Genomic DNA, 14102 nt, shown 5'->3' on the forward strand with positions numbered 1-14102 from the left:
ACGATAACACACATTCGAGGGTCACCGAACCTGATAGACAACGTCAAACTGAGGTGATTACAATATACATGCCATCTTTAGGTAGAAATTAGAAAAAATTCAGCCCAGCCTGAATCAAAAGGACGTTAATGTATGAACTTGATCCGTTCATTACGCTTTAAATTTATTGTTGGACTAACGCTAATCATGCTGCCGCTTTTTATGCTGCTGTACTATAACAATGTCTACGCCATGAAGGTCGTACGTGATAAGGTATCCCTTACGAATATGAACCATTTGGCCAAAAACGTGGAACAAAATGAGCGTGTATTACAGGAAACAAATCGATATCTATACAGTTTGGGCGAGCGTGACCCGGATATTATCTCGCTGTTTTTTCTGGAATACGGAAGTGGAGATTATATCATTGCCAAGCAGCGAATCATGAACAAGTTTATGACCGATATCGGTTTCTATAATCTTATCGATTCTTTTTATTTGTATGACGCGGTGAATGATGACCTGTTGCTGGCAACCGCTGGCAATTATGATATTAAAAAATCGGTGGTACAGCGCAATATGCCTGCACAGATGCGGCAGCTCGAAGGTGATATCCAAAGGCCGGAATGGAGCATCGTCCGCGGAGGATCATTTAATGCACTTGTGAAAACGGTGCGTATTAATCAGCAGTTCTATGCTGGCGCACTGGTCGATATGAATGCGCTGAATGACACACAACAGTTTGCTGAGTCGGGTGACAGAGGTGGAGCGGTTATCGTTACACCTGATGGCAGACCATTATCCGATTCTACGTTAAATAAGGAGCAGATCAAGTTGGTCGGCGATCATTTGACCGATTTGGAAAGTCCGTATCAGGTCATCTCGGAGCCGGGTAGCGCAACTCGTCAGTATTTAATGGTAGGCATTCCCTCCGCCATGTCGGAGATGAACTACATCGTCTTGTTGCCGGAGGAAGACATGATGCGTAACTTGCCGTTTTTTCAGCAGATCATCAGGTTACTTCCGATCGGAGCGGCCGTTATATTGATCACAGCACTTTTCTTCCTAAGACAGCTTCTGTTCCGTCCGATGAATGCGCTAATTCGGGGAATGAGAAGAGTCAGTCGGGGGGAACTCGATGTAACGCTGGAGGCACCGTCTTCGTCTGAACTGGAATTCGTGACACGCAGCTTTAATCAGATGATTCAGGAAATTCAGCATTTGAAGATTGATGTGTATGAGGAGCAACTGCGTACGCGAGAGGCGGAATTCAAGCAATTGCAAATGCAGATTAATCCTCACTTTTATCTGAACTCCTTGAATATTATTCATAGCCTGGCTTCCCTTCAAAAACATGAACTGGTGCAACAGATGGCTGGTCATCTGGCTGATTATTTCAGATCCAGCTTAAGGGCTGGCAAACGTGTGATCACACTGCATGAAGAGATAGAGCACATTCGGCATTATCTTGAGATTCAGAAGTTAAGATTCCCGAGTAAACTGGATTTTGAACTGGATATTGATCCGGAGGTGGGACATGTTGTGCTTCCGCCGCTGACGATTCAGCCTTTTGTAGAGAATGCGATTATCCATGGCTTCCAACGCAGAATGCAGTCGTTTGTGATTCGAATTACTGCATGCCTGACGGAAGCGTCCAGTAGTCAGGGCGGAGATAGTATGCTTCAATTACAAATTGTGGACAACGGGGTTGGGTTCGAACCAGTGCTGCTAGAGCAACTGCAACGGGGAGAATATGCCAAAGATCCCGGAGGACAGCACATCGGGATATGGAATGTTGCACATCGGTTGCTGGTGAAGTATGGTCCAGAGGCCGGGTTAACGTTTGAAAATAGGATAGACGGAGGCGCTGCAGTAAGCATTTATTTGCCTGCTCAGACCGAGGAGCAAGAAGGAGGAACTCATGCGGAACCTGTTGATCGTGGATGATGAAGTGTATGCCCTGCAAGCCATGCTGGAGGGAGTGGACTGGAATGCAGCCGGAATTGACCAGGTATTCGGTGCTTGTGATGTTGAGGAAGCAAGGCAGGTCATCCGAACCCGTGCTATCGACATTCTGATTTGCGACATCGAGATGCCTGGGGAAACCGGGCTCGACCTGCAGAGCTGGGTATTGAAGCATGACCCTGGTATCCTGACCATTTTTCTGACAGGTCATGCGTTATTCGATTATGCACAGACGGCCATCAAACTGAACAGCTTTGATTATCTGTTGAAACCTGCTCCCGCAGACCAACTGCTTAAAGTCGTTACACGAGCATTGGAGAAGATTAGAGACGGAGAGCAGCGTACCCGAACGAACGAAGTTTACGAAACCGTATACAAACGCTGGAAAACCCATAAACCACTCCTGACGGAACGTTTCTGGAAGGACGCTGTGTCTCAGCGAAGTGCACTTACTCCACAACGGCTGCAGCAGCTTGCTGAACTGTACGGTGCAGAGATTGATCCCGAGGTGCGTGTTCTGCCCATCGTGATCTCCGTTGAAGAGTGGGTACGTGAATTTAATCTGCGCGATGAAGAGGTACTGGAATACGCTCTACGTAACGCAGCCAGAGAAATATTGCTCGGAGACAAACTGGGTGAAGTGTTCCAAGATCACAGTGGCTTAAATATTGTGCTAGCCTACGAACAAGATGATGTCATCCTTGCCGCCAGTGAAGCGCAGCAGCGTTGTCAGCGTTACATTCAGGAGTGCGGCACATACTTCTACTGCCGGTTATCCTGTTATGTAGGCGCACCGGTAGCTGTAACCGAATTGCAAGGCATGTTGAATGAACTCATGGACATGGAGCGCCGCAACATTAAAGAGCTTGAAGAGGTTTTTGTGTATGATGAGCGGGATCGAGATCAGGAGGATCGGTTTTTGCCTATCCCGTGGTTCTCGGAGCTGTCCATCCTTTTTGAAACCGGCAAGGTAGAAGATTTGCGTGAACGTGTGGATGAAATCTTCGATTTACTTGCTGCTCAGGAAGGGTTATCTCCAGAGATGTTACGGCTTTATTATCATGCGATGTTGCACGTTGTCTATCCGCTTCTGCATCAGAATAATGTATCCATTCGCAGCTTGTATCCCGGAGAACGGGAGCCGGAAGAAGCCGTAGTCACGAGGTCATTGCCGCAGTTGAAACAATGGACACTTGATCTCATTGATCGTGTCATTCCCGTATTGTATCCGGACGATCAGAACCCGATGTCGATTGTGGATCAGTTATGTATCTATATTGAAAATCACATTGGAGAAGAACTGATGCGGGAGGAACTGGCTGCTTTTGCAGGATTTAATCCGGCATATTTGTCCCGTTTGTTCCGTAAAGAAAAGGGAATGTCTCTGTCCGAGTTTATCCTTCAGCGCAGAGTGGCCATGGCGAAAACATTGTTATCTCAATCCACCGTCAAGGTAACGGATATTGCAGGTAAAGTCGGATACTATAACTACTCCCATTTTACGAAAATGTTCAAAAAATGCACCGGCATTACGCCGCAAGAGTTTCGCAAACAATCCAGAACCATGTAATCAGGCGCAGCATGCTGCGCTTTTTGTATGTTTTTTATGGAATGAAAGTCATAATTTGATAACTGAATAGGTCACCACAGCAGATAGAGGACTTGATCGCCCCGCCGTATACTTGAACCACAGGAGGCGCACGGAGCTTCATCCTGAGGAAGAATTCAAGAGGAGTGAGGGAGAACACGTTATGAAGACACAACCCCAAGCGGGTAAGGGCGTACGGATATCGGAGATACCGGAAGGCACGGTTCGAAAGCGCAAGTCCGTGTTGTACAATCTTGGCAAGTACAAGGTACTTTACCTGATGTTTCTGCCAGGCATTCTGTTTCTGCTGGTAAACAATTATATGCCGATGTTCGGCGTTCTGATCGCATTCAAAAATGTAAACTACGCGGATGGAATCTGGGGAAGCCCGTGGAGCGGGTGGGACAATTTTAAATACCTGTTCTCAACCAGCGATGCATGGGAAATTACACGAAACACCCTTGCATACAACACCGTGTTTATTGCACTTAATCTGATTGTCGGTGTAGGTCTCGCCATTTTACTCAACGAAGTCAAAAACAAAGCGATGTCCAAACTGTATCAGTCTCTGATGTTGTTGCCTTATTTTCTATCGATGATCGTGGTCAGTTATCTCGTTTTGGCTTTCCTCGGCAAGGACTCGGGATTTATGAACTCAACCATACTGCAAATGTTTGGAGGCCAGCCGATTGACTGGTACTCGGAACCGAAGTATTGGCCGTATATCCTGCCGCTCGTGAATACGTGGAAAAATATCGGTTATTATGCCGTCATTTATCTGGCCGCTGTTGTGGGCATTGACGAAGAATATTATGAAGCGGCTGTGCTGGATGGTGCATCGAAGTGGCATCAGATTCGTTTTATCACCATTCCGTTTTTGATCCCGCTGATTGTCATTATGACATTGCTTCAGATTGGCCGGATCTTCTATGCAGACTTCAGCTTGTTCTATCAGGTTCCGCTGGAATCAGGCGCGCTGTTCCCTGTAACCAACGTTCTTGATACGTATGTATATAGGACATTCCTCATTGGTGGAGACATCGGGATGTCATCTGCGGCAGGTCTATATCAAGCGATTGTCGGATTTGTACTGGTGCTGGTGTCCAACACCATCGTCAGACGGATTGACAAAGATAATGCACTATTTTGAGAGGAGGCAAGTCAGTTGTGAAAACACGTGATCCATTAGCTGTATCCAAGCGTTCTGCTGCTGTCATTCATTTCATGTTTTTATTCTACGCCATTGCCTGTATCGTGCCGATCATACTGGTCTTCGCCATCTCTTTCTCGGACGAGACAACCGTTGTTGCGAATGGCTACAAGCTAATACCGGAGCAATTCAGCCTAACGGCCTATGAATTCCTCTTTAAAGATATGGATCAGATCATCCACTCGTATGGAGTTTCTATTATTGTAACGGTCGTTGGTACGATTACGAGTGTTGCGCTGACCGCATTATATGCCTATCCGCTCTCACGAAGAGACTTGCCATACCGGGGCTGGTTCGCCTTTTTCATCTTCTTCACGATGTTATTTAACGGGGGCTTGGTTCCTTGGTATCTGGTTTACGTCAACGTCCTGGATTTGAAAAACTCGATCTTTGCCTTGATCCTGCCGTTGCTCCTATCACCGTTTTTTGTACTTGTCATGCGTACGTTCTTTGCGAACTCCATTCCGGTATCCATTCTGGAATCAGCTCGTATTGATGGAGCAGGTGAATTGAAAACGTTTTTGCGAATTGTACTGCCGCTTTCCTTGCCCGTTATGGCAACCGTCGCGCTGTTCAGTACGCTGAACTACTGGAATGACTGGTATCTTAGTATGATTTTCATTTCGGATAATCGGACGATCAGCCTTCAGTACCTTATGTACCGGACGCTGCTCGATATTCAATATTTAACAACCAACTCTAACGTTTCTTCACAGATCTCATCGCAGGGCGGACTTCTGAATCTACCAAACAAAACGCTGCAAATGGCGATGGCTGTCGTCGGTATCGGTCCAATCGTACTGGCGTATCCATTCTTCCAGCGTTACTTCATCAAAGGTCTGACGGTAGGTGCTGTGAAAGGTTAACTCCGGCCGGTTAGGAGTGAGTATGGTCAACCGAAGATAGACGAAAGGGCATATACAGAAAGCTTGCCGTTTATGAGGAATTGGGGAAGAACGGTAAGGGTGTGGAAGACAAGGGTCCATTATATGAACAGGAGGGGTTCAATTGGTTCAATCGTTAAAAGGTTGGTCACGTATGACGGCAGCGGCCATGGCACTGGCACTGGTGCTCGCGGGCTGTTCGTCAGATAAGGGAAACTCTGCAACACCTGGTGCTGAAGGCAGTACGCCGAACACAAACAATGAAAAGCCCTATGAGGTATCGTTGTTCTATCCGGGCACACCTCAGAAAGATGTCGCTCTTGTGGAAGCAGAAATTAACAAAAAGATGGAGCCAAAGATTGGAGCAACCATCAAAATTAATGCTGTGGACTGGGGACAGTGGGATAACAAGCTGAACCTGATGATCTCCTCTGGGGAAAAGGCAGACATTATCTTTACCGCTGCTTGGCAGAACTACACGGTAAACGTGGCGAAGGGTGCATTCTTGCCGCTGAATGAACTGCTGGATAAATACGGTCAGGATATTAAGAAAAATCTGGACCCTGCCTTCCTGGAAGGTTCCCAGGTAGATGGCGTCAACTATGGTGTACCAACGAACAAGGAACTTGCTGCCACACGTGGCGTGCTGGTGCGCAAGGATCTTGCTGATAAATACAAACTGGACCTGACAGCAGTTAAAACATGGGCCGATCTGGAACCACTGCTCAAAACGATTAAGGAAAATGAACCGTCCGTTACTCCGTTCTATATGTCCAATACAAATGGTAACGGATTGCTTGAAAATCTCGACTGGGATTACCTCGGTGATGCCTCTGTACCTGGCGTGATCTCCAAAACAGCAGGTGGGACTACTGTGCTGAATGAGGTGGAAACACCGGAATTCAAAGAAGCAGCCGAACTTGCACGTAAATGGTATCAAGCGGGTTACATCAACAGTGATGCAGCTACATCTAATGTATTCCCGAAAGATCAGGCGAAAGCCGGCAAAGCTTTTATGTGGACGGATGGTATGAAGCCAGGTAAAGATAAGGAAGAGGAAGGTTATGTAGGACATCCGCTCACACAAATTGAGATGACTAGTCCAACGATTACAACCGGTGATGCCTCTGGTGCGATGCTTGCAATCTCCCGTTCTTCTGAACAGCCGGAGAAAGCAATGCAAGTCATTAACTTGTTGCACTCCGACAAAGAAATTAACAATTTGCTCAATTTCGGTATCGAAGGTAAACACTATGTAAAAGTAGAAGGTCAAGAGAATATCATTAAGCTGCCTGACGGCGTAGATGCGAACAGTCGTACCTACAATCCAGGTGCACAATGGCAACTGGGTAACCAGTTCCTGAACTATCTGTGGGATAACGAAGATCCGCAGAAATGGGAAAAATTCAAGGAGTTTAATGCTAAAGGCGTAAAATCTCCTGCCCTTGGTTTCACATTTAACAGCCAGTCGGTTAAAAATGAAATTGCGGCTGTAAATAACGTCAATAAACAGTTTAAGCCGGGCATGACCTCGGGTGCTGTTGACCCGAATGAAATGATTCCGAAGTATTTGGAAAAATTAAAAGCAGCAGGCATCGATAAAATTATCGCGGCGAAACAAGAACAACTGGACGCATTTTTGGCTCAAAAATAATACAGCGCTATCCTGAGAGATCGCATGTTTCCATCATCTTATGCATCTCATCTTGGAGAGTTCCAAAGAGGACGTTATCGGTAAAAACCGATAACTCCTTTTTTTGTGTCTGGATCGTTAATCAAAAACAGGAAAAATATGATATAATATGGTGGATTATTAGGAGGTGTTTGCGTGTCGAGAACCAGGCTTGTGTTCTCAGGGGGATTATTACTGTTTGCCATCATCTTTACCTTTAAACATCATCTCGGTTTCTCAGTAGGGGATTCGCTGTTATTATTCATTGGTATTTCTCCGTATACCACATCCTATTTAAGTGGTGTACACATCACGATGTACTTTGGACTTGGCATGCTAGCCTGCGGATATTATCTTACGCGTAAAGAGATCATGTGTAAGTTTCCACTTGTGGCAAAAACGTTATGGATTGCTGTTCTGTCGATCATATTCTGTTATTCATTTATGACAGACAAGTTGATGTACGTGGTAAAATGGGGAGCGACAGGCATGAATAGCATATCTTACATGCAGAATGACAGCTCATGCACCTATGATGTGTCATCCAATGGATATGCCTTGGCAACCTGTGAATTGACGCTGAAAAATTACAGTAACTCTGCGGTGGCTGTAATGATTAAACCTGATTTGTATGGAAGCTATTCAAATCAGGATGATCCGCTGTCCGAATCTTTACAGTCGGTTCATTTAGAGGCGAAACCAATTCGGATTGAGCCAAGGAAAACATTCACGGGTACACTTGAATTTTCGGGGGTGGCAGAAAGCCCGCTCGAAGTGAGGGGCAATTTGAAGGATATTGTATTAGATGTGGCAGTCGATGGGAGAAATACGGTTTTCGATTATGACATTCCTTAGTTCGTGATATACGGAATTTAGATCCAAGTACATAACACATATAATGAATCACTTGCACAAGGAAAATATAAAAGCAAGCTTTGCTTATACGGACGGAACCGGCAGGTATGCCGGTTTTTTTATGTGCGGAAGTTGAATTTAGTGCTGATAAATTGGGTTTATCTCCTTTTCCACAAGAGAGACAATGTTTAGGATAGATAGTGGGGCACTCTCTTGATTGGATTTGCCTGCGTGCAAGAAATAGATTGTAATTACAACCAATTTGACTACAATTAATGTCACGATATAAGTTAAACTACAGATTTTACACAGCCCACTCCGATGACAGAATAACCTTTCAATCGCTGTTATCCCCAGATTTTTTTGAATTCCCTTTTCCAAAGGGGAAATCCGGTGATAAGCGTATGCTTCCGATGCAGCTTTCTTGCAGAAAGCTTTTAGGCGAACGCTTCGCTTTTCCAGGTTTTTTCTATCCTTTCCGTTAATGTGTAAAAAAAGAGTTAACTTATAATTTAAGTAAAAAAATAAAAAAGCGAGATGAAACTTCCATGTCATACCGGACAAATCTGTTTTCCAAGATGGTCATTTTAATTCTGATCATGCTTATTCCCGTTGTACTCCTGTACTGGTATTCGAATCATAAAACAACAGCTGTACTAAGGGCTGAGCTTAACCGTTCAAATAGCAATCAGCTTGAGTTTTTTCAAAATCAGGTCAACACAAATATTGAGTTGTTATCGTCCTGGCCCAACTTGCTGATTCATGACCCCGATATTGCGAGTTTTCGGCGGATATTTGCGGAGAGTCGTTATTTTGATTTGGATACTATTAATCTCGTCAAGCGAATCCAGAACAAGCTGAGTATTCAGGAGAGCTCCTCTAACTGGGAGACCAAATTATATCTGTACTCTCCCTCCCTTGGCAGGGTGATCTCGGAGCGAGATGCTGGTACTTACGACAAGCAGGCTTTAAAAGAAAATATTATCTCTGGCTGGGATGTGCACAAGATTAACGATGGGCAAAATGATCGGTTCAAATTTAGCTGGATCACGGTATCCCCTTATGGCATCGAGAATCCTGCGGAGAATGCAGAAACGATAATCAAGCTTGAGTTCGACAGTGATAATATTCGGGATATGCTCGACAAATTCAAAGGCGACGGCAGACATGATCCGTTCTATTTTCGTGAAGGAACAGGGGTGATCTATAATCGGACATCGGACCGCACGCTGACCGATCAATTGATCCATGAATTATCCAGCCACACGTTACAAGATGTGGAAAATCGTACGATTGTTATTGGAGATGAGCCATACATGGTCAATTCCGTAAAATCGAGCACAACCGGCTGGTATTTGGTCGATTATATGCCACTGTCGGATATTTTGAAACCGATTCACCAGTCGAATCAGCTGTTTTATTCTGCGATGATCTGTCTGCTACTGATGAGTTGTATTGCGGCGTACTTGTTATATGTGCAAGTTCAAGTACCAGTGAAGCAATTGATTCGCGGTTTCCAGCGATTGAAGCAAGAAGATTATTCGGTTCGTATTGAGCCCAAAGGTCGTAATGAGTTCAGTTATCTGTCTGAACGTTTTAATTCGATGGTGGAAAAGATTCAACAGTTGTTTGAGCACGTATATCTCGAGCAGATCCATGTCCGGGAAGCACGTTTAAAGCAATTGCAGTCACAGATTAACCCGCATTTCTTCTATAACTGTTTCTCGTTCATTACGAGTATGGCGAAGCTGAAGCGAGTCGATGCTGTGGTGGCTATGTCGCACAACCTGTCGAGGTATTACAGGTACACCACAAGACAGGAGCGGGATGTCGTTCCGTTATCTGAAGAGATTGAATTTGTGACTAACTATCTTGAAATTCAGCGTATGCGTATGGAACGTATCCACTACACGCTGGATCTGCCAGAAGACATGTTGCGGATTGAAGTGCCTCCGCTAATCGTACAGCCTCTGGTTGAAAATGCGGTCATCCATGGTATTGAGGCGGATGCAGAAGCTGGTGAGATTCGAGTATCTGGTGAGCAACGGGACGGTACACTTTTTTTAATTGTCGAAGATGATGGACAAGGGATGACACAAGAAGAACGCGAAGCGATGCTGATCAAACTTGCAGGTACGATGGATCAGGAGATGGGCTGCGGATTGTGGAACGTGAATCAAAGGCTGCAACTCAGGTATGGAGGGAAAGGCGGCATCAAGCTCACGGAATCAGAGCTCGGGGGAGTTCGTGTGACCTTGTCATGGCCAGTAGAACAACAACCACTACTGAAAGACACAGAGTGAATTTAAGTGACTAGGGAGTGACTACAGTGATTGATATATTGCTTGTGGATGATGAAACATATGTAACGGAAAGTTTGGAATTAACGATTCCTTGGGGGGAACTTGGAGTCTCAACGGTGTTGCGTGCGGCATCGGGCAAGGAAGCACTGGAGATTATGGAAGATAATGCAGTCGACATCGTCGTTACAGATATTCGCATGCCGGGTATGACAGGCCTTGATTTGATTTCGGAAGTAAATCGGCGCTGGCCTCATGTTCGCTGTATTCTGCTGACAGGTCACAGTGACTTTGATTATGCCAAAAAGGCAATTCAATTACAGGCGGCTGATTATATTTTAAAGCCTGTCAACGATGATGAGTTTATGAGTTCGGTATCAGCGGCGATTACCTCACTGCGGGATGAATGGGATGAGTTCGACAAATATCATCGTCTCCTTTACAGTCGTAAATCTGATTACAAGATTCTAAGAGAGAATCTGATGCATGATTTGTTGCTTGGCCGAGAGATTTCATCGAAAGCGCTACGTGAGCAGTTAGAGCAGTATGAACTTCATATGGAGCCGGAACAGCCTGCTGCTATGATGCTGATTCGTCTTGCAGGACGTTTTGTATCCATGGATCAGCAGTCCCTTGATTTGATGGATTTTGCTGTTGGAAACATCGCCGAGGAAGTGCTTGGGGAGACATATCATGTCTGGTTCAGCCGAGGGCCACATGATTGCCTGGTGATGTTTCTGCAGCATAGGGAAGAGGGGGAAGATTCCCCGCTGGTCAACAGTAGATTACGTAATGCTGCCGAGACCTTCCGGGAACATGTGGTGCGTTACCTACAGGGGGATTTGTCGATCGTTGTGATCCCGCCGTTTTCTTTTAAAGAACTTACCAACGTTTATCGTAAAAGTCTAGGTTCTCTTGTTCTTTCGGGACCGGAAGAACACAAAATCATCTATATGGACATGGAAAATACCATAAACAAGCGCCCTGAAAATGATGCGGCTCGGGCTCTTGAAGAGTTATACAAGCCACCGGTGTTGCCTCAGTTACTGGAGACCAAACAATGGGAGACAGCAGCCGCAAAGTTGAATGCCGTTTTTGATGCGGCGGAGCAGGTTTGTTTGTCCAGAGAGCATGTGTATGAGATGTACCTGTCGGTTACCAATGCTTTTATGTATATTGCGCACAAACAGGGTCACTTGGTTCATGAGATCGATCATGCTGGGTTTGATCTTTTGCTGGCTCATCAGTTGATCCAATCTCCAGAAAAGCTACGTCACTGGGCAATGGACATGCTGGCGAAGCTACAAGAGGAACTGTCGGATCAGGAAGGCGCACAGAGCCGCAGACATGTCATCAAGCAGGTACAGGAATTAGTGACAAGAGACACCGGGCAAGACCTCTCTGTGAAGATGATCGCGGATAAAGTCTATCTACATCCGGTATACCTTTCGAAAATATATAAAGCAGAGACAGGCGAGGGCCTGGGAGATTATATGATTCGCATGCGTATGGAAAGGGCGTTGTATCTGCTCAAAAATACGAATAAAAAGATATATGAGATTACGAGTGAACTCGGATATCAAAATCCGCAATATTTCAGCAAAATGTTCAAAAAACATTATGGGTTGACACCGAATGAATTCCGGGATCAGACATAAATACAACATCATTCGAGCATATAGGTTGGCAAAGGTGCAGAAATCTTGATTTCGTATCATAGGCTGATGTACCTGACCCGTCCTATAATGAAAGGGTAACCAAAACGATTTAAGGGGGAACAACATGAGAGCGCAATCAACGAAAAAGAGATTCTTGTCGCTTCTCGCTACAACGCTGTGTCTGACTGTCGTGCTTGCAGGATGTTCAGGCGGCAATGAAAGCAAAGAGAGTGCAGCGCCAAGCTCCACGGGAGCTCAAAATGAATACAAGGAAAAGTATGATCCGGCAGTAACGATCACGACGGCATGGGGAATTGACCCGGAACTGAAATTTAAAAACGGCGAATCCATGGAAAATAACGTAGCTACCAAATGGGCAAAGGACAAATTTGGTATTGATATCAAATCCCTTTGGTCTGTGACGGATACGAACAGTGCATTCGCAACAAAGTTGCGTTTGGCGATGTCTTCCGGTCAGGAAATGCCTGATATCGTTACGATTGGACAACCGGACAATCTGGTTGCTCAAGATTTGATTGACTCGGGTATGTATCAGGAAGCTGGACCGTTGTTCGATAAATATGCTTCAGACACATGGAAAAAAGCAATGGAGCAAGATCCAAACGTATGGAATCAATACAGCCGTGACGGTAAAAGAATGGGTATTCCTGTACTGGATTACGCGTACAACAACGATTACCTGCTCTGGATTCGTCAAGACTGGCTGGACAAGCTGAATATGAAAGCGCCAAAAACCATTGACGAGCTGGAAGCCGTAATGGAAGCCTTCAAAAATAAAAATCCGGATGGACTGGCTCCCGACAAGGTGACACCGCTCAGCATTGGTTTCAAGAAATCCATGAACACATGGATGGGAGATCCATCTTGGATCTTCGGCGCATATGGTGCCTTACCTCAACAATGGAATGTAGGTGCAGATGGAAAACTGGAGTATGGTTCGGTTAATCCAGGCATGAAACAAGGGTTGACGAAGCTGAATGAATGGCTGACAAAAGGTTATATTCCTCAGGAAGCAGCGCTGTGGGATGAAAACAAAACGGCAGAACCGGCCGTTGCAGGTACAGCCGGCATTATTCCCGGTCCATACTGGATGAGCGGATGGCCACTGAATGATACGGTGAAAAACGTTCCAGGTGCAGTCTGGAAACCAATTGAGATCCCAAGTGGTCCTGATGGCAAAGCGATGCGCCATGGTACATCATTTGTCAATGGTGTTACTTTGATCAAGAAAGACATGGAACATCCAGAAGCATTCTTTACGTATCAAAACTATCTGTTTGATAATTATGCAGATCCGAAACCAGGAAGTGAATATGATAACGGTCTGTTTGAAGGTTATGACTACCAACTAGATGCAAACGGAAAACAAAAACGGTATGAAGACATCGATGGCGGGCATGTCAACGTAGTACGTTATTTGCTCGTGCGTGATGGGGCCCGTATTCCGGATGCACAAATGAAAGCTTTGATGAATTTGGCTGATGGCAAAGAGCCGGAAACCAAATTGGAAAAAGATGTAGCCGCGAACTATGGTAAAGAGACACCTAACGCAGCGAAAGTGTTGCTTGAACAGAAAGATATTTCTTTCAAAAACATGTTCACAGGGCCTACAACCAAAACAATGAAATCGAAGCTTGACTATCTGAACAAAATTGAGAACCAAACGTTTAATGAAATTATTTATGGTAAGAGTCCGGTAGATGCGTTTGATACCTTTGTTCAAACATGGAAATCCGGTGGCGGCGATCAGATCACTCAAGAAGTGAACGAGTGGTATGACGGTGTGAAAAAATAAGCGGTTATACGATATGAAAATGTAAAGCCTAAAATGACGCACAGACGATAGAAGTCTGTGCGTTTTTTCTTTTTTTAACGTTGCAGAATGTGTCAAAAACCCTGTGAATCCGTGGTCAAACTGCGTCAGGAGTCCCTCTTTCCGGTACATGTCCAAAGTAGTTGCTTTTGTGCCA

Annotated in this window: 9 protein-coding genes; all 9 read left to right on the forward strand. The window is 45.1% G+C overall.

The genetic code is table 11. From position 1 onward, the window contains the following. Nucleotides 1-132 precede the first annotated feature (132 nt). The 9 genes from EC604_RS11775 to EC604_RS11820 all read left to right on the forward strand — a co-directional run bounded on the left by EC604_RS11775 (nt 133) and on the right by EC604_RS11820 (nt 13927). Nucleotides 133-1926 (forward strand): sensor histidine kinase, encoded by a 1794-nt coding sequence (locus tag EC604_RS11775; protein ID WP_123064356.1) that lies wholly within the window; start codon nt 133-135, stop codon nt 1924-1926. Beyond that, entirely contained in the window at nt 1901-3514 is a 1614-nt protein-coding gene (locus EC604_RS11780) for a response regulator transcription factor (RefSeq protein WP_123064357.1), read from the forward strand. The genes EC604_RS11775 and EC604_RS11780 overlap by 26 nt, the downstream gene beginning before the upstream one ends. 181 nt (nt 3515-3695) lie before the next feature. Continuing rightward, the gene (locus tag EC604_RS11785; RefSeq protein WP_192895093.1) at nt 3696-4682 is read left to right on the forward strand and encodes an ABC transporter permease; all 987 of its coding nucleotides are present in this window, start codon (nt 3696-3698) and stop codon (nt 4680-4682) included. A 17-nt stretch (nt 4683-4699) separates the two neighbouring features. Further along, the gene (locus EC604_RS11790) at nt 4700-5608 is read left to right on the forward strand and encodes a carbohydrate ABC transporter permease (protein ID WP_123064358.1); all 909 of its coding nucleotides are present in this window, start codon (nt 4700-4702) and stop codon (nt 5606-5608) included. A gap of 142 nt (nt 5609-5750) precedes the next feature. Further along, on the forward strand, nt 5751-7280 hold the full coding sequence (locus tag EC604_RS11795) for an ABC transporter substrate-binding protein (RefSeq protein WP_123064359.1): 1530 nt from the start codon (nt 5751-5753) through the stop codon (nt 7278-7280). A gap of 174 nt (nt 7281-7454) precedes the next feature. Further along, nucleotides 7455-8153 carry a hypothetical protein gene (locus tag EC604_RS11800; protein WP_123064360.1) on the forward strand — a complete coding sequence of 233 codons (699 nt, stop codon included), beginning with the start codon at nt 7455-7457 and terminating at the stop codon, nt 8151-8153. A gap of 548 nt (nt 8154-8701) precedes the next feature. Beyond that, nucleotides 8702-10456 (forward strand): sensor histidine kinase, encoded by a 1755-nt coding sequence (locus tag EC604_RS11810; RefSeq protein ID WP_123064362.1) that lies wholly within the window; start codon nt 8702-8704, stop codon nt 10454-10456. A 26-nt stretch (nt 10457-10482) separates the two neighbouring features. Continuing rightward, nucleotides 10483-12111: a response regulator gene (locus EC604_RS11815; protein ID WP_123064363.1), complete on the forward strand. Its 1629-nt coding sequence runs from the start codon at nt 10483-10485 to the stop codon at nt 12109-12111. A 124-nt stretch (nt 12112-12235) separates the two neighbouring features. Next, the gene (locus tag EC604_RS11820; RefSeq protein ID WP_123064364.1) at nt 12236-13927 is read left to right on the forward strand and encodes an extracellular solute-binding protein; all 1692 of its coding nucleotides are present in this window, start codon (nt 12236-12238) and stop codon (nt 13925-13927) included. Nucleotides 13928-14102: the final 175 nt, after the last annotated feature.

Origin of the sequence: Paenibacillus amylolyticus (assembly GCF_003719335.1) — a bacterium.
Classification (GTDB): Bacteria; Bacillota; Bacilli; order Paenibacillales; family Paenibacillaceae; genus Paenibacillus; species Paenibacillus amylolyticus_D.